The 23,828-nt window shown below is 73.3% G+C and carries 18 protein-coding genes and 1 pseudogene; 12 read left to right on the forward strand and 7 right to left on the reverse strand.

The features are described from left to right. Nucleotides 1-234: 234 nt before the first annotated feature. The gene (locus AB0A74_RS26175) at nt 235-975 is read left to right on the forward strand and encodes a lytic polysaccharide monooxygenase (protein WP_358253380.1); all 741 of its coding nucleotides are present in this window, start codon (nt 235-237) and stop codon (nt 973-975) included. A gap of 85 nt (nt 976-1,060) precedes the next feature. After that, the gene (locus AB0A74_RS26180) at nt 1,061-1,639 is read left to right on the forward strand and encodes a DUF305 domain-containing protein (RefSeq protein WP_358253382.1); all 579 of its coding nucleotides are present in this window, start codon (nt 1,061-1,063) and stop codon (nt 1,637-1,639) included. Between the two features lie 152 nt (nt 1,640-1,791). Here the strand turns inward: AB0A74_RS26180 and AB0A74_RS26185 are convergent, their stop codons facing one another. The 4 genes and pseudogenes from AB0A74_RS26185 to AB0A74_RS26200 all read right to left on the reverse strand — a co-directional run. Beyond that, nucleotides 1,792-2,703: a pseudouridine synthase gene (locus AB0A74_RS26185; protein ID WP_358253384.1), complete on the reverse strand. Its 912-nt coding sequence runs from the start codon at nt 2,701-2,703 to the stop codon at nt 1,792-1,794. Between the two features lie 47 nt (nt 2,704-2,750). Next, nucleotides 2,751-3,371, reverse strand: coding sequence for a DUF4230 domain-containing protein (locus AB0A74_RS26190; RefSeq protein WP_358253385.1), 621 nt, complete (start codon nt 3,369-3,371; stop codon nt 2,751-2,753). 78 nt (nt 3,372-3,449) lie between these two features. Further along, nucleotides 3,450-3,644: a hypothetical protein gene (locus tag AB0A74_RS26195; RefSeq protein WP_358253387.1), complete on the reverse strand. Its 195-nt coding sequence runs from the start codon at nt 3,642-3,644 to the stop codon at nt 3,450-3,452. A gap of 136 nt (nt 3,645-3,780) precedes the next feature. Further along, a pseudogene (locus tag AB0A74_RS26200) lies at nt 3,781-4,203 on the reverse strand (SDR family NAD(P)-dependent oxidoreductase); the annotation flags it as partial. Between the two features lie 65 nt (nt 4,204-4,268). Between AB0A74_RS26200 and AB0A74_RS26205 the strand changes: the two are divergent. After that, nucleotides 4,269-4,763: an HAD domain-containing protein gene (locus AB0A74_RS26205; RefSeq protein WP_358253389.1), complete on the forward strand. Its 495-nt coding sequence runs from the start codon at nt 4,269-4,271 to the stop codon at nt 4,761-4,763. Between the two features lie 119 nt (nt 4,764-4,882). Then, nucleotides 4,883-6,103, forward strand: coding sequence for a lipase family protein (locus AB0A74_RS26210; protein WP_358253391.1), 1,221 nt, complete (start codon nt 4,883-4,885; stop codon nt 6,101-6,103). Between the two features lie 115 nt (nt 6,104-6,218). On the opposite strand, the gene AB0A74_RS26215 is transcribed toward AB0A74_RS26210, so the two are convergent. Continuing rightward, nucleotides 6,219-7,502 carry a helix-turn-helix domain-containing protein gene (locus AB0A74_RS26215; RefSeq protein WP_358253393.1) on the reverse strand — a complete coding sequence of 428 codons (1,284 nt, stop codon included), beginning with the start codon at nt 7,500-7,502 and terminating at the stop codon, nt 6,219-6,221. A gap of 273 nt (nt 7,503-7,775) precedes the next feature. On the opposite strand from AB0A74_RS26215, the gene AB0A74_RS26220 reads away from it, so the two are divergent. Then, entirely contained in the window at nt 7,776-8,933 is a 1,158-nt protein-coding gene (locus AB0A74_RS26220) for a lipase family protein (RefSeq protein WP_358253395.1), read from the forward strand. An 86-nt stretch (nt 8,934-9,019) separates the two neighbouring features. On the opposite strand, the gene AB0A74_RS26225 is transcribed toward AB0A74_RS26220, so the two are convergent. After that, complete coding sequence (locus tag AB0A74_RS26225; protein ID WP_358253397.1) at nt 9,020-10,222, reverse strand: DUF6801 domain-containing protein; 1,203 nt, start codon at nt 10,220-10,222, stop codon at nt 9,020-9,022. Nucleotides 10,223-10,496: 274 nt separating this feature from the next. Between AB0A74_RS26225 and AB0A74_RS26230 the strand changes: the two genes are divergently transcribed. The 6 genes from AB0A74_RS26230 to AB0A74_RS26255 are packed head-to-tail and all read left to right on the forward strand — an operon-like array spanning nt 10,497 to nt 22,182. After that, nucleotides 10,497-11,285 (forward strand): SDR family oxidoreductase, encoded by a 789-nt coding sequence (locus AB0A74_RS26230; protein WP_358253399.1) that lies wholly within the window; start codon nt 10,497-10,499, stop codon nt 11,283-11,285. A gap of 28 nt (nt 11,286-11,313) precedes the next feature. Then, nucleotides 11,314-17,691, forward strand: coding sequence for an SDR family oxidoreductase (locus AB0A74_RS26235; protein WP_358253400.1), 6,378 nt, complete (start codon nt 11,314-11,316; stop codon nt 17,689-17,691). Continuing rightward, entirely contained in the window at nt 17,688-19,973 is a 2,286-nt protein-coding gene (locus tag AB0A74_RS26240) for an acyltransferase domain-containing protein (protein WP_358253401.1), read from the forward strand. The genes AB0A74_RS26235 and AB0A74_RS26240 overlap by 4 nt, the downstream gene beginning before the upstream one ends. Continuing rightward, nucleotides 19,970-20,245: a phosphopantetheine-binding protein gene (locus AB0A74_RS26245; RefSeq protein WP_343935024.1), complete on the forward strand. Its 276-nt coding sequence runs from the start codon at nt 19,970-19,972 to the stop codon at nt 20,243-20,245. Before AB0A74_RS26240 ends, AB0A74_RS26245 begins: the two co-directional genes overlap by 4 nt. Then, nucleotides 20,246-21,049, forward strand: a complete 804-nt coding sequence (locus AB0A74_RS26250; RefSeq protein ID WP_358253403.1) for an alpha/beta hydrolase — start codon at nt 20,246-20,248, stop codon at nt 21,047-21,049. It abuts the gene before it with no gap. Then, on the forward strand, nt 21,046-22,182 hold the full coding sequence (locus AB0A74_RS26255; protein WP_358253405.1) for a nucleotide disphospho-sugar-binding domain-containing protein: 1,137 nt from the start codon (nt 21,046-21,048) through the stop codon (nt 22,180-22,182). Before AB0A74_RS26250 ends, AB0A74_RS26255 begins: the two co-directional genes overlap by 4 nt. On the opposite strand, the gene AB0A74_RS26260 is transcribed toward AB0A74_RS26255, so the two are convergent. After that, nucleotides 22,165-22,965, reverse strand: coding sequence for an ABC transporter permease (locus tag AB0A74_RS26260; protein ID WP_358253407.1), 801 nt, complete (start codon nt 22,963-22,965; stop codon nt 22,165-22,167). The two genes, AB0A74_RS26255 and AB0A74_RS26260, sit on opposite strands and share 18 nt — an antisense overlap. Before the next feature lie 108 nt (nt 22,966-23,073). Here AB0A74_RS26260 and AB0A74_RS26265 point away from each other — a divergent pair, with 108 nt between their 5' ends. Continuing rightward, nucleotides 23,074-23,802: an SDR family oxidoreductase gene (locus AB0A74_RS26265; protein ID WP_358253409.1), complete on the forward strand. Its 729-nt coding sequence runs from the start codon at nt 23,074-23,076 to the stop codon at nt 23,800-23,802. Nucleotides 23,803-23,828: the final 26 nt, after the last annotated feature.

Genomic DNA, 23,828 nt, shown 5'->3' on the forward strand with positions numbered 1-23,828 from the left:
CGGCGCTGTCGCACGTTGGACCGGGTGTCGGGGCACATCGGGGGTTACGGGCGGCTGGACCAGTCGGTTCAGATCCTTGACCCGGATGACGTTGCCGATTATGGTCTAGACCACCATCGCCGAGTGTGGCTCTCCCGTCGCGGAGCGCGACCACACCCGGCGGGATCCGGCCGCCGCGGATATGGACCCTGCCCAGGAGACTCCTCGTGGGTCTCCTCCGAAGGAGCTGGACACATGAGCCTGAAACGCAAGCTCGCGGCGGTACTCGCCGGCGTCGGCGTGGCCCCGTTCATCGTCGTGGTGTCGGCGGGAACGGCGAGCGCGCACGGCTACATCTCGTCGCCGCCCAGCCGGCAGGCGAACTGCGCGCAGGGCCGCGTCTCGAACTGCGGCCCGATCGTCTACGAACCGCAGAGTGTCGAGGGCCCGAAGGGCCAGCAGAACTGCCACGCCGGCGACAGCCGCTGGGCTCCGCTGAGCGACGAGAGCAAGGCGTGGCCCGCCGCCTCGGTCGGCAACAACGTGACGTTCACCTGGACCATCACCGCCCGGCACGCCACCACCACGTGGCAGTACTTCATCGGCGGCAGCAAGGTCCACGAGGTGAACGACGGTGGCCGCCAGCCCGGTTCGACCGTGACCCACAACGTCAACCTCGGTGGCCGCACGGGCCGCATCAAGCTGCTCGCGGTGTGGAACATCGCCGACACCCCGATGGCGTTCTACAACTGCGTCGACCTCCAGGTCGGCGGTGGCGGCACCCCGACGACCACCACCACCCCGACCACGACCACCACCCAGCCCACCACGACGACCACGACCCCGCCCGCGGGCGGCACGTGGGCGGCGGGCACGTCCTACGCGGTGGGCGCGCAGGTCACGTACGGCGGCGCGTCGTACAAGTGCATCCAGGCGCACACGTCCCTGGCCGGCTGGGAGCCGCCGAACACGCCGTCCCTGTGGCAGCGGCTCTAGGCGACCTGTGCCAGAAAGCCCGTCCGCGCTGCCCTGTCACAGCGCGGGCGGGCCCCACCCAGGGAGGACGACCTTGCGACGCCTGATGGCGGTACTCGGGGGCCTGCTGCTCCCGGTGCTCCTGCTGACCGGCTGCGGCTCCGGCGGGTCGGGCCTGGTGCCCGCGCCGACCGGCCCCGTGTCGACGGTCGCGGAGACCAACGAGTTCAACCCCGTGGACGTGATGTTCCTGCAGATGGCGGTCTCCCACCACAGGGCCGGCATCGAGATCGTGAAGCTGGCGAAGGACAAGTCGGTCCGAACCGACGTCAAGACCCTGGCCGCGGCCATCGAGGTCACCCAACTGTCCGAAGTGGACTCAATGTTGAAGTGGCTGCGGGACTGGAACCGACCGGAGTCCCCGGGCGCGGACGCGCAACTGCACGCCAACCACGGTGGCGACCACTCCACCAGCCCGGAGGCCATCGCGGCACTGGCCGCAACAGGCCCGGGTGAGTTCGAGAAGGCCTTCCTGAACCTGCTGATCGCCCACCAGCACAACGCGGTGGAGATCGCGAAGTTCGAACGCGAGGGTGGCGTCAACCCCCAATCAAAGGCCTTGGCCGACCGCATCTTCCACTCCCGCACCGGCCAGATCTCCCAAATGCTCGGCTACCTCGACTAAGCCACCCAACCGCACGGAGTGCCCTTCACGGGCTGCCAAGCCACAGGAAGGGCCTCGGTTCGTCCGCCGTACGGAGAACGAACCGACGCCCTTCCACCCCCGAAGGCCTGTCGCGCGGCGAGCGCCGCTTTCAGCTTTTGATCTTCGAAGCGTCAGACCGAAAGCGACAGAGAGCTCACGAACCGCCGAGAAGCCCCAGTGACGGGATCGGTGAACGCCAGAACCTTGGCGAGCAACTGCAACGGGTCGGTGAAGTCGTCCAAGGGCTTCTCGCGCAACACCGGGTAGAAGTCGTCGTTCCGGATCGGCACACCCAACGACGCCATGTGCAACCGAAGCTGATGCGTCCGCCCGGTCAACGGCAACAACCGATACCGCCCCCACCCGCCACGAACGTCGACCCGCTCGACCAGCTCCACCCGCGTCTCCGCGTTCACCGGCCCAGGAACCTCCTGCGCCGTGATCACACCCTTCTCCTTGACGATCCGGCTGCGCACCACCACCGGCGTCGCCAACTCGGCCCGGTACGGCGCGATCGCCTCGTACTCCTTGTGCACCAGGCGATCCTTGAACATCGTCTGGTACTTGCCGCGCAACGCGGGATCGACCACGAACAGCACCAACCCGGCCGTCACCCGGTCCAACCGGTGCGCCGGCGACAGGTGCGGCAGGCCCAACTCGGTCCGCAACCGCACCAACGCCGTCTGCACGACGTGCTTGCCGCGCGGGATCGTCGCCAGGAAGTGGGGCTTGTCCACCACCAGGATCGCGTCGTCCCGGTACACCACCCGGAGGTCGAACGGGACCGGCACCTCCTCGGGCAGGTCGCGGTGGAACCACACCGACGTGCCGGGGGCGAACGCCGCGTCCGGGGCGACCGGGCCGTTCAGGTCGTAGATGCGGCCCTCGGCCAACATCGTGTCGATCCGCTCCGGCGCGACCCTCGGCAGCCGCTCGACCAGGTGGTCGCGCAGCGTCGCCCACGACCCCTCGACGGGCAGTCGCAGGCGGGCGGGGTCCAGGCCGTGGCGCTGGGGCAGCGGCGGCCGAAGCTTGCGTCTCATGGCCCGGTCAGCCTAATCGGACGGGCGCCGGTCGGCCGCGTCCGGCCCTAGTCAGCCGGGCGGAACGTCACCGAGTACCCCAGCGCCTGCAGCATCCCCGTGAGCATCTTGCGGGTGTTCTCCTCGGCCCGGTCGGTCAGGCCGGACTCGCGGGCCGCGTCGGCGATCTTCTGCTCCGCCGCCACGTAGAACGGCTGCTGGTCCCGCGTCTCCACCAACGCCGCCAGCCGGTCCACCAACCCCCGCTCCTGCGCGAACACGTAGCTCCGCTCCTGGTGCAGGTTCGGCTTGTCCAGCACCGGCGCGGGCAGGGTCAGCTCCACGGTCTTGTGCTCCGGCGACACCTTCATCGCGTCCTCGGCCAGCGACCCGAACTCGACGTAGGCGTTCACCGTGCCCGCCGCCACGAACAGCGTCCGCTGCCCGGCCAGCACCGCCGGCACGTACCGCACGTCGTGCTCGATGTCGAGCACCACCTGGTACTCGCCCGCCGCCGCGTGGAACTGGCTCAGGTCCCGCAACGCCTGCAACACCGCGGGGCCGCTCCGGTCGACGGTGTCCGTGCCGAACCTCGGCACCACGACGAACACCCCCACCAACGCCACGACCGCCACCACCACCGCACCGATCACCGCGCCGCGCCACTTCATGCCACGCGGGTACCCCACTCACCCCACCCCGCAACCCGCCCCCGCACCACCTCGCACCCCACCCCGCACCGCCCGAGCGCCGCCACTGACGGTCCGCTACCAGGGAACCCTCCGCCCGTCCCGGAAGAAGCCCCCGGTAGGCCCGTCATCGGGCAACGTCACCCCCCACACCACACTCGCCGCCCCCTCCGCCACCGGCCGCCCACCCGGCCCACCCATGTCCGTAGCCACCCACCCCGGGCAAACGGCGTTGACCAGCACCCGATCCCGCCGCAACTCCGCCGCCAACATCACCGTCAACGCGTTCAACGCCGCCTTGGACGTCCCGTACGCCGGCGTGCCCCCACCCACCCCCCGCGAGCGACGCGAACGACGCCGCCTCGCTCGACACGTTGACGATCCGCCCGTGTGACCCCTCGCGCAGCAACGGCAACAACGCCAACACCATCCGCCAGGGCCCGTAGAAGTTGGTCTCCATCGCCTCGCGCACCACCGCGAGGTCCGCGCCGGCCGCCCGTTGCCAGGAGTCGTAGTGCACGGCGGCGTTGTTGACCAGCACGTCCAGCCGCCCGTACCGCTCCTCCACGTACGCCGCCAAGTCCCGCACCGACTCGTCCGACGTCACGTCCAACCGGCGGTGGTCCACCCCCAGCCGACCGGCGACCTCCTCCGCCGCACCGGCGTCCCGGGAGGTCAACACGACCCGGTACCCCAGGTCGGCCAACTGCCGGCACACCTCCCGCCCGATCCCGCGGTTCCCGCCCGTCACCACCGCCACCGCGTCGGCCACGACCGCCCCCACCGCGTCGGCCACGAACTCCGCCCCCACCGCGTCGGCCACGAACACCACCTCCGCCGCCCATCCTGCCCCGAACCGCCCACCCGACCCCCGACCCGCCTGGTACTACGTCAACCGTGCTCCTGCTGCTGGACGTGGACGGCCCGCTCAACCCGTGGGCCGCCCGCACCCCACCGCCCGGCTACGTCCGCCACGAGTGGCGGCTGTCCCGGTGGCGGCGCGCCACCCGCCACGCCCACCTCAACCCCGCCCACGGCCCCGCCCTCCGGTCCCTCGCCGAGCGCACCGGCGCGGAACTCGTCTGGGCCACCTCCTGGGAGGACCTGGCCAACGACACCGTCGGCCCGGCGCTCGGCCTCCCGCCCCTGCGCGTGATCGGCCTGCGCGCCTACGAGGGCACCCCGGACTGGAAGTACGGCGCGGTCGGGCGGTTCGCCGCCGGTCGGCCGCTGGCGTGGCTGGACGACGACTTCGCCCTCTTCGCCTCGGCCCGCGACGCCTTCCTCCGCCGTCGCCGCGAGACCACCGCCCTGATCCCTGTGGACCCGGCCACCGGCATCACCGACGAGCACCTCGCCGGCGCCGAACGCGCGTTGATGTCACCGGCGTAAGTGTGACGACCGCCGGATTTGCGCGTCGATGACAAGAAAAGCGCAGCTCCTTGACCCCCGGATCGCGCGCGCGGAAAGGTTCGACGCGTTGTCGATTTTCCGCTCGACGAGGAGCACCCATGCGATTCCTCGCGCGCCGCCGGACGACGGCGGCGATGGCCACCCTGCTGGCCACGGGCCTGGTCACCGGTCTGGTGGCCACCGGTCCCGCCCACGCCCAAGGATCGTTCTACGACGTCCCCACCGAACTGCCGGCCCGCAACGGCGACGTCATCCGCAGCGAACCCGCCGATTTCTTCCTCGACCCCCTCAAACTGCTCCGCGCGCCCGCCACCGCGCGCCGCGTCCTCTACCGCAGCACGGACACCCACGGCACCGCCATCGCGGTCTCCGGCACCGTCCTCACCCCGCACACCCCGTGGGCCGGTCCCGGCCCGCGGCCGATCGTCGCCTACGCGCCGGGCACCCAGGGCGTCGGCGACGAGTGCGCGCCGTCCCGCCAGATGGCGATGGGCAGCGAGTACGAGGGCCCGTTCCTGTCCGGGCTGCTGCTGCGCGGGTTCGGCGTGGTCGTCACCGACTACGAGGGCCTGGGCACGCCCGGCGTGCACACCTACGTCAACCGGGCCGCCGAGGCGCACGCCGTCCTCGACTCGATCCGCGCCGCCCAGCGGCTGCCCGAGGCGGACCTGCCCGACGCCGGACCGGTGGCGATCTCGGGCTACTCGCAGGGCGGCGGGGCCAGCGCGGCGGCCGTCGAGCTGTACCGGACCTACGCGCCGGAACTCGACCTCAGGGGCGCGTACGCGGGCGCGCCGCCCGCCGACCTGGGCGCGGTGGCCGAGAACCTCGACGGCCACTACGCCGCCGGGTTCCTCGGGTACGCCCTGCTCAGCCTGAACGCCGCCTACCCCGAGCTGGACATCCCGGCGCTGCTCAACGACCAGGGCAAGCGGCTCATGACCGAGGTCGAGCACCAGTGCACGATCGAGGCGGTGGCCGCGCACGCGTTCCGCCAGTCCAAGGACCTCACCAAGGACGGCCGCCCACTGGAGGCCTACCTGACCGAGGAGCCCTACGCCTCCCGCGTGGAGGAGCAGCGGATCGGGGTGCGCAAGCCCGGCGCGCCGGTGCTGGTGGTGCACAGCGTGCTGGACGACATCGTCCCGTACGGGCAGGCCGCGGAGATGGTCCGGAAGTGGTGCGCGCAGGGCGCGAACGTGAGGTTCAGCCCGAGCCTGGCGCCGACGCACGTGGGCGGCGCGATCGCGGCCTACCCGGAGGCGTTCGCGTGGCTGGAGGCCCGGTTCGCGGGCGTCCCGGCCCACGGCAACTGCTAGCCGGCACCGCCGAAGGGCCACTGCAAGGCAGTCACCGCGGAAGCGACACCGCGGAGGGGCGTCGCGAGGGGCGCGGCGGGGCGGAGGCGCCGCGCCCGGAGCGGGAACGCCCCCGTCAGGCGGGGCGTTTCGCCGGGGTGGTGCTCGCCCGGGCGAGCAGGCGGCGGGCCCGGAGCGCGATCTCCAGGGTCAGCCGCTCGTCCGGGTCGGCGAGCCGGTCGCCGAGCAGTTCTTCGAGCTGGTGCATCCGGTAGCGGACGGTCTGCGGGTGCACGTCGAGCCGGTTCGCGATCTCGCCGATGCCGCCCCGCGTCTCCAGCCACGCCAGCAGCGTCGTCTCCAGGCGTTCCCGCTGCTTCACGGTCAGCCCGTCGAACGCGACCAGCGCCCGGGAGGTCAGCTGGCCGACCAGGAACTCGTCGGACAGCAGCGCCAGCGTGGCCAGGTGGTCGTCGCACCAGGTCAGCGGCGTGGCGGGGAGCAGGCCCCGGCGCACGAACGCCAGCGCGCGGCGGGCGCACGCGAGCGACTGCCGGGCCTCGGCCAGCGGGACGGTCGGCCCGACGGCCGCGCGCCGCCCGCGCAGGTCCAGGTGCGGCCGGCCCTTCGGGTTGGCCACCACCAGGCACGGCGTGGAGCTCTCCAGGTCCACCAGGACGTCGCGGCCCAGCTGGACCGACGGGAGCTGGTGCTGGTCCTCCCGGTACTCCAGGGCCACCACGGCGACCCGGTCGGGCAGCGTCCAGTCCGTGGTGCCGGCGAGGTCCGCGATGGACCGCGCCGACGCGGGCTGTTCGGCCAGCACCAGCTTGAGCAACTGCCGACGGCGGCGCTCCAGCGCTCCGTTGGCGTTGCTCTGCGCCTCGGTGTAGCCCTCGATGGCCGCGCGGCACAGCTCGTCCACCCACGCGAAGATCGCGTCGGCGACCACGAACAGGGTGTCGTTGGAGACCCCCATCTCCTTGCCGTGCTGGCTCAGGTGCCGCCACACGACGCGGGCGCCGACCCGCACGGCGGTCTGCAACGAGTCCATCGTCCGGCCTTCGAGGTATTCCATCCGCCCGCTGTAGCGCAGCACGGCCTGCCAGTCGGCCTGCGGCGCGTCGGGGTCGCAGATGTTCTCGAAGCACTTGACGATGGCCATTTCGACCGCGCCGACGAGGACTTCGCGGAACTTGCCCTCCAGCGGTTGCGCGTACGCGGGCACCGCGCGCCGGATCTCGCGGACCGCGTCGCGGACCAGCACACCGGCCAGGGGTCGCATCTTCTCCGCGAGTTCCACCGGGATCGTCCCCCAAAGCTGTCTCGCGGCGCTGTACTCCGCGGTGGTCCGGGGAGCTGTCGTGGGTCGTGGGATCGTTCGCTGCCGCACCAACCCGCCGTTCAGTGAGATCGTCATTGGCCGCCTCCGCAGCGAAGCACCGCCCTGGGGCTTCGCCCGGTTGACGATAAATTCACACCCAAGGTGTGTCAAACAGTCTTTCTGTAACCCTGATGGTTCACTCATTCGGGTGACGAGGGGTTCTTGTCCGGATCTCACAACTTCGGTTTTCGGAACCCGTGCGCGCATGACAAGTCATTACCCCGTCCTGGACTGCGCGCGCGCCGGTAATGCAGTGTGCATTGTCCGATGTCCATTTTGGGAGGTACCGGTTTGCGAAAGATCTTCTCATTGTCTCTGGCCGTCGCCGCCCTGGCCACGGCCGTGGCCGCCCACGTCCCGGCCACCGCGGGGCCCGCCGAGGACGCCTTCTTCACCCCGCCGGACCCGCTGCCGGCGGGCGCGCCGGGGGACGTCGTGCGGGTCCGCGCCTCGGAAGCGGGCGCCATCACCTCAACGGTGCGCGCTTGGCAGGTGATGTACCACTCGACCAGCGCACTGGGTCAACCCAACGTGGTCACCGGGATGATTCTCATCCCCCGATCGGTGGATCCCGCGACTGCTCCGATCGTCTCCTTCGCCTCCGGCACGTACGGGCCCGCGTTCCGCTGCACGCCCTCGGAGATGGAACGCATCGGCGCTTCCTACGAGCAGCCCGCGATCAACGACATGCTGCGCGCGGGCTACGCCGTCGTCATGACCGACTACGAGGGCTACCACCCCGACCCGAAGACCACCTACATCACGGGCCGGTCCGAGGGGCACGCGGTCATCGACATCGTCCGGGCCGCCCAGCGGATGCCCGAGACCGGCCTGTCCCGGGACGCGAAAGTGGTGTTCCGGGGCTATTCGCAGGGCGGCGGCGCCTCGCTGTGGGCCGCGCAGCTCCAGCCGGGGTACGCGCCGGAGCTGAACCTGGTCGGCGCGGTCGGCGGCGGCGTGCCGGCCGACCTGGTGCAGGTGTCGTTGCAGCTCGACGGCAAGCTCGGCTTCGGGTTCCTGGCCTACTCGCTGATCGGCCTGGACAACGCCTACCCCGAGCTGGACCTGGAGAACTACCTCAACGAGACCGGCCGGACCGAGTTCGCCCGGATGCGGCGCGAGGCGTGCACCCTCGAACTGCTGCTGGACTACCGCGGCAAGCGGCTGTCCGAGTACACGACCTCCAGCCCCGTGCTCACGCCCCCGTGGCTGGCCCGGGTGCAGGAGAACAAGCTGGGCGGCACGGCGGTCCGCGTGCCGGTGCACCAGTACCACGGGACCCGGGACGACGTGGTGGACTTCGCGCAGCACAAGGCACTGCGCGACACCTACTGCAAGGCCGGCGTGGCGGTGGACTGGAAGACGTACGACACCGACCACATCACGGGCGTCTACCTGGGCAACGCGGGCGCGGCGGCCTTCATCGCCGACCGGTTCGCCGGCCGCCCGGCCACTTCCAACTGCTGACCCCGCACGCTCCGCGTGCGGAGGTGACCAAAAAGGAGACCGCCGCGGTCGGACGCGGCGGTCTCCAGCGCTTTGTACGAGGTGCGTCAGGAGGTCTTGGCGGTCAGGTTCATGTCGATCGTGTTGCCGGTGCCGGCGGTGAACGCGCTGATGAAGTCGTTGAACGAGCCGCAGCCCTTCAGCGCCGAGATCGCGTACTCGCCGGTCAGCTTGCCGCCCTTGAGCGGGTCGAAGCCGGGCGTGGAGGCCAGGTTGATGTCCGACGGGGTGACCGTCTGGCAGGTGGCCTCGGCGCTGATCGGGATCCCGTAGACGGTGATCTGCGGCAGCTTGATGGTGACCTTCGAGTTCGACTTGATGGCGCCGGACACCAGGGTGCCGGTGGTCTTGCCCTCGCTGACGAACTCGACCTTCGACTCCACCGGCACGAACCCGAACAGCGTGAACTTGCCCGAGGTCGGGTTGAGCGCCAGGTCGGCGGTGAACTTGCCGGACGCCAGCTCCAGGTCGGCGGTCAGGCTGCCGGCCAGGGCCACCGAGCCGCCCAGGTTCTTCAGGTTCGACGAGCCCGCCAGCGAGTAGGAGTACTTGATCCCGCCGGGCGGCGCGGTCGTCGTGGTCGTGGTCGGCTTGGTGGTGGTCGTCGTCGTGGTCGTGCTGGTCGTGGTCGTGGTGGTGGTCGGGCCGCCACCGCCGACGTCGAAGCGCACCAGCTCGGGGTTCTGGCCCGGGTCCAGGACGCAGTTCGAGGTGAACGTGCCCAGGCCGGTCTCGGTGCCGTCGGCCTTGCGCGGGGTCAGGGTGGTGGAGTAGTTCCCCACGGTCACCGTGGTCGTGCCCGCCTTCGGGATCACCGCGGTGGGCACCGCGCCGCTCGCGACCACGTCGAACGAGCCCTCGGCCGGGACGTTCGTCTTCGGCACGGTCAGGCCGGGGATCTTGATGTCGATCTTGCTGCCGGCGTTGTCCAGCGTCACGCCCGCCTCGGCGGAGCCCTCCACCGTCGCCGCGCCGACCAGGGACAGGCCCTGGGTGGCGGTCGGCGGCACGGTCACCGTGGCGGAGAAGTTCGTGGTCTTCAGCTCGCCGCCGACCGTGGTCGGGGTGTCGATCGTGGCGCGGATCCGGGTCGAGAGGACCTGGTTGCCGATCAGGGGGAACGGACACGTGAACGTGAGCGTCTTGTCCACCTGGACCGGCGCGGCCGAGCCCGTGCCGACGGTCGTCAGCAGGCCGGCCACGACGAGCCCGGTGGTCACGCCCGCGCCCAGCATTGTCTTCAACTTCACGGGTGTTCCTTCCTCGAAATCTGCCGGAAATATGCCGACCCGGCGGAAGTTAACGAGCGGCGCAGATCACGTGCAAGAGGTCTCCACAAATACCGCGAAATCCGCTAAACAAGCCGATCGGGATTGTGCCGGTGGTCGGCGCGGTACTCACATCGTGACAAGAATCGAGGTCGTAACACTCGTCTTCGGGCGAATTTTCCAACCGACCTTGACCCCCTCGCGCGGGCGGCCATAACTTCGGCCCGGTCCGGGCGGGAAACACCTGTGAGGCGGCATGGAATTCCGGGGCAAAGCCGTGGTCGTCACGGGTGCGGGGCGCGGCATCGGCGCGGCGATGGCGCTGCGGTTCGCGGCCGAGGGGCCGCGCGGGCTGGTCGTGGCCGACCTCGACGGCGCGGCCGCCGCGCGGGTCGCCGCGCAGGTGCGGGCGCTGGGCGTGGACGCCGTGGACGTGTGCGCGGACGTGGGCGACAAGGAGCAGTCCCGGGCGCTGGTGTCCGTGGCGGAGCGGGAGTTCGGGCCGCTGGACGTGGTGTGCTCCAACGCCGGTGTCGCGACCGGGGCGGGTGTCCACGCCGGCGACCAGGACTGGGCGCGGTCGTGGGCGGTGAACGTGATGGCGCACGTGTACCTGGCCCAGGCGGTGCTGCCCGGGATGGCGCGGCGGCACGGCGGGCGCCTGCTGATCACGGCGTCCGCCGTGGGACTGCTGGGGCTGCCCGGCGACGCGCCGTACTCGGTGACCAAGCACGCGGCGGTCGGGCTGGCCGAGTGGCTGGCGTTCACCTACGGGCACCTGGGCGTGCGGGTGTCGGCGCTGTGCCCGCTCGGGGTGCGCACCGACCTGCTGATGCCCGGGGTCGCGGCCGGTCACCCGGCGGCGCGGGCGGTGCTGGCCTACGCGCCGCTGCTGACCGCGGAGGAGGTGGCGGAGGCGGCGGTCGAGGGGCTGGCCGACGACCGCTTCCTGATCCTGCCGCACCCGGAGGTGGGCGAGCTGCACGCCCGCAAGGCCGCCGACCCGGACGGCTGGGTGTGGCGGCGCGCGAAGCGGGAGGCGTGATGCCGGTTTTCTCTGGTTGGGAGGCGTGATGGGCACGCGGGACGAACTGGTCATCGGCCTCACCACCGGGCCGGACGCCGGGTTGTGCGCGGCGGTCAGCGGTGCGGGTGGGTTGGGCGTGCTCGACCTCGGGCCGGGCGACCACCGCACCCGGGACGCCCTCGCGCAACTGCCCTCCGGGGTCTCGTTCGGCGTGCGGGTGCCCGCCGGCTGCGCGCTGACCGTGGACGAGGTGCTCGACCTGCTCGGCGAACGCGCCGCGCGGCTGGACGTCGTGCTGCTGGGCGCGGGCACGCCGTGGTCGGTCGCCGACATCCCCAACCGGCACTTCGTGCTGGCCGAGGTGACGTCCCCGGCGCAGGCGCTGGAGACCGGCGCGGACGGCGTGGTGGCGTGCGGCGACGACGGGTCGCTGAGCACGTTCGTCCTGCTCCAACAGCTCCTCGGCACGCCGGACCTGTCCGTTCCGGTGTGGGCGCGCGGCGGGATCGGGCCGCGCACCGCGGCGGCGGCCGTCGTGGGCGGCGCGGCCGGGGTGGTGCTGGACGCGGAGCTGACCGGGCTGCCGGAGTCCTCGGCGGCGGCGACGGGGTTCCTCGCGCCCCGGTTCGCCGCCCGCTACGGCAGCGTGCCGCGGTTCGTCCGGGCGGTGCGGTCGGCGGTCGAGGAGGCGGTGCGGACCGACCTGCGGCCGGTGCTCGGCCGCGGTTCGCTGCTGGCGACGGCGTTGGGCGTGGACCTGCCCGTGGCGCAGGGGCCGATGACGCGGGTCAGCGACCAGCCGGCGTTCGCGGACGCGGTGGCGCGCGAGGGCGGCCTGCCGTTCCTGGCGCTGGCCCTCGCCTCGGGCGAGACGACCCGGGAGATGATGACCCGGACCCGGGAGGTGCTGGGCGACCGGCCGTGGGGCGTCGGGGTGCTCGGGTTCGCCGACGAGGCCGTGCGGGCCGCGCAGCTGGACGTGATCCGCGAACTGCGCCCGCCGGCGGCGATCATCTCCGGCGGGCTGCCCGACCAGGCGGCGGAGTTGGAGGCCCTGGGCGTCGCGGCGTTCCTGCACGTGCCGTCGCCGGACCTGCTCCGCGGGTTCCTCGCGGCGGGCGCGCGGCGGTTCGTGTTCGAGGGCGCGGAGTGCGGCGGGCACGTGGGTCCGCTGGGCAGCTTCCCGTTGTGGGAGGCGCAGGTCGGCGTGCTGGAGGAGTTCCTGGACTCCGGGTCGGACGGCGTGCAGGTGCTGTTCGCGGGCGGGGTGCACGACGCGCGGTCGGCGGCGGCGGTGGCGGCGCTGGCCGAGCCGTTGGCGCGGCGCGGGGTCGGGGTGGGCGTGCTGATGGGCACGTCGTACCTGTTCACCGCCGAGGCCGTGACGTGCGGCGCGGTGCTGCCCGGGTTCCAGCGGCAGGTGGTGGCGGCGTCGGCGACCGAGTTGCTGGAGACCGCGCCCGGCCACGTCACGCGGTGCGTGCCCAGCCCGTACACGGCGGAGTTCCGGGCGGTGGCGGCCGGGCTGTCCGGCGACCGGGAGGCGTGGGCGCGGCTGGAGCGGCTCAACGCCGGGCGGCTGCGGGTGGCCAGCAAGGGGTTGCGGCGCACCGGGTCCGGGCTCGAAGCGGTGTCGGACGAGGAGCAGGTGGCGTCCGGGTTGTTCATGGCCGGGCAGGTCGCGGTGCTGCGGTCGTCGGTGACCACGGTCGCGGAGCTGCACGCGTCGGTGACCGCGGCGGCGGAGGAGTTCCGCGCGACGCGGGCCGCGCGGGTGCGGCACGAACTGGGGCTCACCGAGCGGCCGGCGCGGCGCGGCGGGCCGGTGGACGTGGCGATCGTGGGCATGGCGTGCGTGTTCCCCGGCGCGCCGGACCTGGAGTCGTTCTGGGCCAACGTGGTCGGCGGGGTGGACTCGGTCGGCGAGGTGCCCGAGCGGCGCTGGGACACCGCGACCTACTTCGGCGAGGGCGCGGACCGGACGCCGTCGAAGTGGGGCGGTTTCCTGCCCGAGGTGCCGTTCGACCCGTTGAAGTACGGCATCCCGCCGGCGTCGCTGGCGGCGATCGAGCCCGTGCAGCTGCTGGCGCTGGAGGTCGCGCAGCGCGCGTTGACCGACGCCGGGTACGGCGGCGGCGGGTTCGACCGGTCGCGGGCGAGCGTGGTGTTCGGGGCGGAGGCCGGGAGCGACCTGTCCAACGCGACGACGTTGCGGATGGTCCTCCCGTCCTATGTGGATGGTGTGCCCGCGGCGCTGGCGGCGCAGTTGCCCGCGTTGACCGAGGACTCCTTCCCGGGGCGGCTGGCCAACGTGATCGCCGGGCGGATCGCCAACCGGCTCGACCTGGGCGGGGCGAACTTCACCGTGGACGCGGCGTGCGCGTCGTCGCTGGCGGCGGTGGACGTGGCGTGCAAGGAGCTGGTCGGCGGGTCGAGCGACCTGGTGCTGGCCGGGGGCGCGGACCTGCACAACGCCATCGACGACTACCTGCTGTTCGCGTCGGTCGGGGCGCTGTCGCCGACCGGGCGGTGCCGGACGTTCGACTCCTCGGCCGACGGGATCGCGCTGGGCGAGGGCGTGGCGTGCGTGGTGCTCAAGCGGCTGGCCGACGCCGAACGGGACGGCGACCGGGTGTACGCGGTGATCCGGGGCGTGGGCAGCGCGTCCGACGGCCGGGCGCTGGGGCTGACCGCGCCGCGTGCGGACGGGCAGCGGCGGGCGTTGGAGCGGGCCTACGCGTCGGCCGGGATCTCGCCGGCCGCGGTGGGGCTGGTGGAGGCGCACGGGACCGGGACCGTGGTGGGCGACCGGACCGAGCTGGCGACGTTGACCGAGGTGTTCACCGAGGCGGGCGCGGCGCCCGGGTCGTGCGCGCTGGGGTCGGTGAAGTCGCAGATCGGGCACACCAAGTGCGCGGCCGGCCTGGCGGGGTTGATCAAGTCGGCGCTGGCGGTGCGGGCGGGGGTCCGGCCGCCGACGCTGTTCGTGGAGCGGCCGAACGCGGCCTGGCTGCCGGACCGCTCGCCGTTCGTGTTCCACCGGGCGGCGACGCCCTGGCCGCGGCCGGCGGCGGAGCGGGTGGCCGGGGTGAGCGCGTTCGGGTTCGGGGGGACGAACTTCCACGTCGTCCTGGGCGGTCACGCTTCGGCGGCGGCGGTGCGGCACGGGTTGGTCCAGTGGCCCGCGGAGGTGTTCCTGTTCGCGTCGGACCGGGACGTGGCGCGGGTGTTGGCGTTGGCCGAGACCGGGGCGTGGTCGTTGCGGGACCTGGCTTTCACGGCGTTGTCGGCCGGGCCGGTGGCGGTGGCCGTGGTGGCGTCGTCGGTCGGGGAGCTGGTCGGGTCGTTGCGGGCGGTGCTGGCCGGTGGCGAGGCCGACGGCGTGTACCGGGGCGGGGTCGGCGGGAAGCTGGCGGTGCTGTTCCCGGGGCAGGGGAGCCAGCGGGCGGGGATGCTGTCGGAGCTGTTCTGCGCCTTCCCGGAGTTGCAGCGGTTCGCGCGCATGGCGCCGGACTGCGTGTTCCCGCCGGCGTTGTTCTCGCCGGAGGACGTGCGCGCGGCCGCCGCGCGGGTGCGGGACACGCGGGTCGCGCAGCCGGCGTTGGGGGCCGTGGGGTTGGCGGTGCACGAGCTGTTGCGGCGGCTCGGGGTCGAGGCGGACATGCTCGGCGGGCACAGCTACGGCGAGCTGGTCGCGTTGGCGGCGGCGGGGGCGTTCGACGCGGCGACGTTGCTGTCGGTGAGCGAGGCGCGGGCGGCGGCCGTCGTGGCGGCGGCGGGGGCCGATCCCGGTGGGATGGCCGCGGTGTCCGGGTCGCTGGAGGCGGTGACCGCGGCGGTGGCCGGGTTGGACGTCGTGGTGGCCAACCACAACGCGCCCCGGCAGGTGGTCGTCTCGGGGCGGGACGTCGAGGGTGCGCTGGCGGCTCTGCGGGCGGTGGGGATCGCGGGGAAGCGGATCCCCGTGGCGTGCGCGTTCCACAGCCCGGTGGTGGCTCCCGCTGTTGACACCTTCGCCGCTGTGCTGGCCGGCCACCGGATCGGCGCGCCCGACCGCCCGGTGTGGGGCAACCGCGGGGCGCGGCCGTACGGCTCGGACGTGCGGGGTGAGCTGGCGGCCCAGGTCGGTGCGCCGGTGCGGTTCGTGGACCAGGTGCTCGGCATGTACGAGGCCGGGGCGCGGGTGTTCGTGGAGGCCGGGCCGGGGACGGTGCTGAGCGGGTTGGTGCGCGAGATCCTGGCCGACCGGCCGCACACGGTGGTGGCGGTGGAGGAGCGGCCGGGGTTGGTGGGGTTGCTGCACGCGGTGGCGCGGTTGGCGGTGGCCGGGGTGCCGGTGCGGGGGGAGTGGCTGTTCGGCGGGCGGGGCGCGCGGGACGTGTCGGGGCTGCCGGCGCCCCGGACGCCGGGGTGGGTGGTCGACGGGCAGACCGTGCGAACGGCGGACGGCGCGGTGGTGCCGGGCGGCCTGGCACCACCTGAACAGGTGCCACTGGCTGCGGCTCGGACGGTGCCGGACCGGGAGGCCCTGGTGGAGGACTTCCTGCGCACGAGCCGGGAGTTCGTGGCGGTGCAACGCGACGTGATGCTCTCCTACCTGGGCTCACCCACGACTCCGCCCGCCGCTCCCGACAGCACCCTTGCCACTGGGACGGCCGCCGCCGGTGTAGCGCCCGCCGCCGGGGTTGCTGCCGGGTCCGCTGTCGCCGCGGGTGCCGCCTCCGCTGGGGTCGTCCCTGCCGCCGGACCCGCCCCCGTCACCGCGCCCGCGGGTCCCGCCGGTCCTGCCGACGTGCTGACCACTGTCGTCGAGGTGATCGCGCGGCGCACCGGTTATCCGGCCGACCTCATCGACCCCGGTCTCGACCTCGAAGCCGACCTCAGCATCGACTCCATCAAGCGCACCGAGATCGCGACCGAGTTGACCGGCCACCTCGACGCCCGGGACCGCCTGACCGCCGTGGTCAAGTCCCGCACCGCCGCCGCGATGGCCGAGGCCCTCTCCCACCAGCCGACCGGTCAACTATCCACGGACCTCAAGTTGACCGGTCATCTACCAGCGTCGCCCGCCAAGAGGGTGGCCGCGCCGCGGCGGTTCGGGTTCGAGGAGGTGCCGGTGCCGGCCGCGGAATCGCCGATGACCGCCCTGGTCGGCGTGCACCTCGTGGTCGCGGGTGGGCCGGCGGAGTTGGCCGAGGAGGTCGCCGGGCAGTTGTCCGCGCGGGGCGCGGTGGCGGTGGTCGTGAGCGGGCGGGGCCGGGTGGACCACCTCGACCGGGTGGACGGGGTCGTGTCCCTGCACGCCTTCGAGGACGAGCCGGTCCTGCCCACCGCCTTCGACCTGTTCCGCTCCGCCCTGCCCCGCGCCTCCCGCGTCCTCGCCCTCACCCCCGGCCGGTCGCGCGACGGGCTGCGCGGCTTCTTCCGCTCCCTGCACCGCGAGCACCCGGACACCACCTGCCGCCTGGTCGAACTCCCCCCGACCGCCGACCCCGACACCATCGCCCGCACCGCCGCCACCGAAGCCGCCACCCCGCGCGACGAACCGGTGATCATCACGGGGGACGACAACGCGAGGCGCGCCCTCCGCCTGGCCCCGCGCGACCTGCCCACGACAGAGGAGGCACCCGACCGCGGCCGGCGGGTGCTCGACCCGGACGCCGTCGTCCTGCTCATCGGCGGCGCGCGCGGCATCACGGCGGAGGTGGCCAAGGCGTTCGGGTGCCGGCTCGTCCTCGTCGGTCGCACCGCCCCCGCCACCGGCGCCGAACCCGAGGGCGACCTCCCGACCCTGCGCGCCCACTTCGCCCGCACCGGCACCCCACCCCAGCACATCGACCGCGAGGCCCGCCGCGTCCTGGCCGCCCGGGAGGTCCGGGCCACCCTCGACCACCTCGGCGACCGCGCCACCCACCACCGGCTCGACGTCCGCGACACCGCCGCCCTGCGCCGCCTGGTCAAGGAGGTCCACGCCGAGCACGGCCGCCTCGACGGCGTCGTGTACGCGGCCGGTGTCATCGAGGACCGGTTGGCCGTCGACAAGGACCCCGAGTCGTTCGCCCGCGTCCACGCCACCAAGGTCGAAGGCGCGAAGGCTCTCCTCGACGAACTCCGCGACCTGCCCACCCCGCCCCGCTTCACCGTCTTCTTCGGCAGCATCTCCGCCGCCGCCGGCAACCGGGGCCAGACCGACTACGCCGCCGCCAACGACGCCCTGGAAGCACTCGGCGGCACCGGTGCCCTGACCGTCCACTGGGGACCGTGGTCGCCGGATACCGGCATGGTCACCGAAGAACTCGCCAACGCCTACGCCGAACGCGGCATCGCCGTCATCGACCCGGCCGCCGGCGTCCGCGCCCTGCTGGCGGAACTGCACAACGGCACGACCGGCGCGGTCGTCCTCACCGCCTCGGAGTGGTCATGACCGGTGTCGTCCTGCGCGAGTACGGGGCCACCGGCCGCCTCGGCGTCGTCAACCCCACGCCCGAACGCCTCCAGCGCGCCGAGGAGGTCGCCCGCCGGGGACGGCCGTGGCGGGGCCGCGACGACATCTGGTTCAGCCCGGAACCGCTGCGCGGCGGGGTCGTCTTCCTGTTCCCCGGCCTGGAGGCGGAGTTCAAGCCGCGCGTCGAGGACCTGACCGACCACCCCCTCGACCCGCGCACCGACACCGTCGGGCGGCACGCGGCGGCCGTGCTGACCGTGAACAGGATCATCGACGAAGCGCTGCGGCGCACCGGCATCCGACCCGACGCCGTCGCCGGGCACAGCGTCGGCGAGTGGAGCGCGATGGCGTCCGGCGGCCTGTTCGACAACGCCGAGCTGCACGAGCTGCTGGGGCACGCCGACCTGGACGCCCTGCGCGTCCCCGGCGTCGAGTTCGCGGTGCTGGGCTGCCCGCTGCCCCAGGTCGAACTGCGCTGGCCCAACGTCGTCGTCTCGCACGAGAACTCCGCCAACCAGACCGTGGTGTGCGGACCGGCCGACGAGATCGCCGAACTGACCGAGCACCACCGGCGCAAGGCCGTCATCTGCCAGGTCCTGCCGTTCCGCTCCGGCTTCCACACACCCGTGCTGGAGCCGTACCTGGAGCAGTTCCCCATCCCCAAGCTGCCCCTGCACCCGCCGCACACCCCGGTCTGGTCGGCCACCACGGCGAGCCCGTTCCCCGCCGCCGAACCCGCCGTGCGCGACCTGTGCCGCCGCCACCTGCTCGAACCGGTCCGCTTCGCCACCCTGCTGCGCGCCCTGCACGACGCCGGGTTCCGCGCGTTCGTCCAGGCCGGGCCCGGCACGCTCACCTCGCTGGTCGCCGACACCCTGCGCGACCGCGACCACCTCGCCGTCGCCGCCAACTCGCCGCACCGGTCCGGGGTCGAGCAGCTCCGCCGGGTCGCCACCGCGCTGTGGGTGGAAGGCCACCACCCGGACTTCAGTGCCCTGGACCCGGCCCCGCGACCCCGCGGCGCGCTGGCCGAGTTCCAGGCGGTGCTGCGCGAAGCGGAGGCGGCCGTCGCCGCCGTGCTCGACGCCCAGCGGAAGATCGAGGTGTCCACCGCGGCCATGCCGCACCTGCTCGACCACTGCTTCGCCCACCAGCGCCCCGGCTGGCCGGACGAGTCGGACCTGCGGCCCGTCATGCCCGCGACGACCATGATCGCGCACCTGGTCGACGCGGCGGGACGGGCCGCACCCGGCCGGGTCGTCACCGACCTGCGGGACGTCCGCTTCCACCGCTGGCTGGTCGCCGCACCCGGCCACCGCGTTCGGCTGTCCACAACGGACGGACACGCCAAGCTCGGCGACCACGCCGACGCCGCCGTCACCACGGCCCACCGCCACCCGCCCGCCCCGCGCCCGTGGGACATCCCGCACGACGAGCAGGAACCGGTCCTGCCCGCGCACCGCCTCTACGACGAGCGCTGGCTGTTCCACGGCCCGTCCTACCGCGGCCTGACCCGCACGGTCGCCCTCGGCGAACGCTCGATCCGCGGCCGGATCACGGTGCCCGGCGCGCCCGGCGCGCTGCTGGACAACGTCGGCCAACTCCTCGGCCACTGGCTGGTCGAACGCCACCCGGCCCGCTGGATCGCGTTCCCCCGGGGCATCGACCACATCCGCTGGCACACCACCGAACCACCCGTCGGGTCCACAGTGGACTGCATGGTCCGGGTCACCGAGCTGACCGAGGACACCGTCCGCGCCGACGCCCAGGTCATCCGGGACGGCGAACTGGTCATCGCGATCACCGGCTGGACCGACCACCGCTTCGACGGCGGCGCGGACGGCGGCGCGGTGCACCGGTTCCCCGAGAACAGCACGCTGTCGCGGCCCACCGGGGACGGCTGGTGGCTGTTCGTGGACCGCTGGAGCCTGGCCTCCCGCGAGTTCTACCTCCACAAGTACTGCGGCGCGGCCGAACGCGCCGAGTACGAGCGGTGCCCGCCCACCCACCGCCGCGACTGGCTGGCCGCCCGCGTCGCGGTGAAGGACGCCGTGCGCGGAGCGCTGTGGCGGGACGGCGCGCCGCCGCTGTTCCCGGCCGAGATCCGCGTCCGGCGGGACGGCGACCGGTTCACCGCGCACGGCCTGCACGGCCTGGCCCTGCCGCCGGTGGCGGTCACCGTCCTGCGCTCACCCGCCGGCGCGGTCGCCTGGAGCGCGTGCGCCGAGCTCGTTCACCAGCAGGGGAAGGACATCGCATGACCACGACCACCGTCCTGGACGAGCTGCGTTCGATGCTGGTCCGGGTGCTCGACCAGTACGGGCTCGACGACCTGGAGATCACCCGCGAGACGAGCTTCCACGACGACCTCGGCCTGGAGAGCATCGACCTGGTGACGCTGGGGTCGTTGCTGGTCGAGCGCTACGGCGAGCACGTCAACCTGGCCGCCTACCTGGCCGAGCTGGACCTCGACGGCGTGATCGCGCTGACCGTGGGCGACCTGGCCGACTTCGTGATCGCGCGGGTGGGCTAGGTGGCCGTCCTCGACGTCAACGGGCTGCGCACGCACTACCAGCGCATGGCCGCCAAGGACCCGGTCGGCGAGCCGCCGGTCGCGGTGTTCGTGCACGGCCTGGGCTACGACAGCCTCGCCAGCTTCTACCTCACGCTCGCCGCGCCGGTGTCCGCGGCCGGCATCGACGTGCTCACCTACGACCTGCGCGCGCACGGCCGCACCGAACGCCCGCCCACCGGCTACACGGTGGAGGACTTCGTGTCCGACCTCGGCGCGCTGCTCGACGGCCTGGGCGTGGACCGGCCGGTGCACCTGGTGGGCAACAGCTTCGGCGGCACGATCGCGTTCAGCTTCGCCGCCGCCCACCCGCACCGGGTGCGCAGCATCGTGTCCATCGAGGCCGAGCCCGCGACCGGGCCGTGGGCGGACAAGATGGGGCGCACGCTGGTCAACGTGGTGGACGAGATGGGCAAGGAGGAGAACCTGCGCTGGCTCGCCGAGACCTTCGGCAACCACCACGCCAAGCTAGCGCGCGCCGCGCACGGCATCATCCGGTCCACCACCATCGTGGAAGAGGTGCCGACCGGGCCGTTGCTCTCGCCCGAGGACCTCAGGGGCATCCGGTGCCCGGTCCTGTCCATCGTGGGCAGTGAGGGGTTCCAACAAGACGACCTGACCGCCGTCCAGGACGCGTTGCCGAACTGCCGCACGGTCGTCATCGAGGGCCAGAACCACTCGGTGCTGGTCGAACGGCACCGCACGGTCCGCGAGCTGGTGCTGGACTGGGTCGCGGAGCACGACGGGGAGCGCAGGGCGGCGTGAGCGGGTTCCTGTTCGTCGTGCCGCCGTTCGTCGGCCACGTGCACCCGGTGATCGGCGTGGCGGACGAGCTGCGCCGCCGCGGTCACCCGGTCGCGTGGACCGGCGACGAGGGGCTGCTGGGCCGGCTGCTGCCGTCGGACGCGGCGATCCACCCGTGCGGGCCCGCGCCGCTGCCGCCCCGGCCCGACTCGTTGCGCGGGTTCGCCGCGATGCGGTTCCTGTGGGAGGAGGTGCTGGTGCCGCTGGCCGTGTCGATGGCGCCGGGGGTCGCGCGGGCGGTGCGCAGCGCGCACCCGGACGTGCTGGTGGTGGACCAGCAAGCGTTTGCGGGGGCGTTCGTGGCCGAGCGGGAGGGGCTGCCGTGGGCGACGGCGGCGACGACGTCCGCCGAGTTCACCGACCCGCTGGCCGGGCTGCCCGCGGTGCGCGGGTGGCTGGCCGAGCAGGTGGCGCGGGTGCGCGGCGCGGTCGGCGTGCCCGGGGTGACCGACCCCCGGTTCTCGCCGCACCTGGTCATCGGGTTCACCAGCGGGCTGCTCGCCGGGGACGTGGGGGAGCCGGTGCACCTGGTCGGGCCGGTGCGGGGCACGCGGTCGGGGCTGGTGCAGTTCCCGTGGGACTGGCTGGACCCGTTGTGCCCGCTGGTGTTCGTCAGCCTCGGCACGGTCAGCACCGGGTCGCGGTTCCTGCGCGGGTGCGTCGAGGCGATGCGGCCGCGGCCGTGGTTGCAGGCCGTGGTGGTGGACCGCGGCGGTGAGCTGCGCGGGGACGTGCCGGCGAACGTGCTGGTCCGCGAGGAGGTCCCGCAACTGCCGTTGCTGGAGCGGGCGAGCCTGGTGGTGTGCCACGCCGGCCACAACACGGTGTGCGAGTCGCTGGCCCAGGGCGTCCCGCTGGTGGTCGCGCCGATCCGGGACGACCAGCCGATCGTCGCCGACCAGGTGGTGGCGGCCGGCGCGGGCATCCGGTTGCGGTTCAACCGGGCCACGGCCGCGCACATCGGCGACGCGGTGGACACCGTGCTGCGCGAGCCCTCGTACTGGGCCGGCGCCGAGCGGGTGCGGGAGTCGTTCCAGCGGGCCGGCGGCGCGCGGGAGGCGGCCGACCGGCTGGAGTCACTGCTGTCCGCGTGACCGGCGGACGTTGCGCGCCGCCGCGTACCCGCCGACGACGGCCATCAGGGCGGCCGTGCCGAGCGCGGCGGCCACGGGTCCGGCGGCGGGCCGGCCGAGGGCGAGGGCGCGGGCCGCGTCCACCGCGTACGTCACGGGGTTGGCGGTCGAGAACACCCGCAGCCACGCGGGCATCGCCTCCACCGGCAGGTACGCGCTGGAGCCGAACATCAGCGGGAACATGACCACGAACGACACCGCCTGCAGCGTCTCCGGCTTGCCCTGCCAGGTCGCCAGCGCCAGGAACAGCCACGACGCCGCCCACCCCAGCACCACCGTCACCGCCAGCGCCGCCACGAGCCCGGTCACCCCGGCCGGGCGGAAGCCCAGGAGCGGCACGGCGGCCAGCGTCGCCACGAGCAGTTGGGTGGACAGGCGGGTCGCGTCGGCGAGGGTGCGGGCGACCAAGGGCGACAACGGGTGCACGGGCAGGGCGCGCAGCCGTGCCGCGAAGCCGGAGTAGATCTCGCCCAGCGCGCCGACGCCCGTGCCGACGGCGGTCGTGAGCGCGATGTTGACCAGGGTGGCGGGCAGGAGGTAGTTGACGTACCCGTGGTAGGCGTGGAGCGCGGGCAGCGCGCCGACCGCGTCGAAGACCTGGCTGAACAGCAACAGCATGACGACGGGTTGCAGCAGCCCGAAGAACACGAGCCTCGGGTCGGCGAACGCGGTGCGCAGGGAACGCCCGGTGAGCACCCGGACCTGCGTGACGACCCCGGCGCCCCGCCGGCAGTGTCGGCCCATCGCCTGACTGTACTGAGTGGACAGCCGTCGTTTCTTGGCTCCGCGGGGCAATAGTGCGGCCGGTTTTCGTCGGTGGGGGACAAGAAAGCTGTTGCTACTCTTGGTGTTGTGCGCAGGACGATCCTGATCACCGGTGCCAGCGCCGGTCTGGGCGCGGAGATGGCCCGGCAGTTCTCCGCGCTGGGCCGGACGCTCGCGCTGTGCGCCCGTCGGGCGGAGGAGCTGGAGCGGCTGCGGTCGGCCTTGCCCGGTCCGGCTTCCGTCCGCACGCTCGACGTGACCGACCACGACGCGGTGTTCGCGGTGTTCGGGGCGTTCGCCGAGGAGTTCGGGACGCTGGACCGGGTGGTCGTGAACGCGGGCATCGGCAAGGGCCGCCCGATCGGCACCGGCGGCTTCGCCGCCAACCGCCGCACGGCGGAGACCAACTTCGTCGCGGCGCCGGCCCAGGCGGAGGCGGCGATGGAGATCTTCCGCCGCCAGGGCCACGGGCACCTGGTCCTCGTGTCGTCGGTGAGCGCCCTGCGCGGCCTGCCGGGGTCCGCCACGACCTACGCGGCGACCAAGGCCGGGGTGTCGGCGCTGGCGGAGGGCATCCGGGCGGACGTCCTGGGGACGCCGATCAAGGTCAGCGCCATCCTGCCGGGGTACATCCGGACGGAGATGAACGCCGGGCTGCGCGCGCCGTTGATGGTGGACCCGGTCGTGGGCGTGCGGGCGATGGTGCGGGCTGTCGAGCGCGAGGTGCCTTGCGCGTTGGTGCCGGGGTGGCCGTGGCGGGTGTTGGGGCCGGCGGTGCGACACGTGCCGTTGCGGGTGTTGCGGTGGGTGCTCTGACCTGCCGAAAGCAACAGATCGGCGGT

The organism is Saccharothrix sp. NPDC042600 (genome assembly GCF_040647305.1).
GTDB lineage: Bacteria > Actinomycetota > Actinomycetes > Mycobacteriales > Pseudonocardiaceae > Actinosynnema > Actinosynnema mutabilis.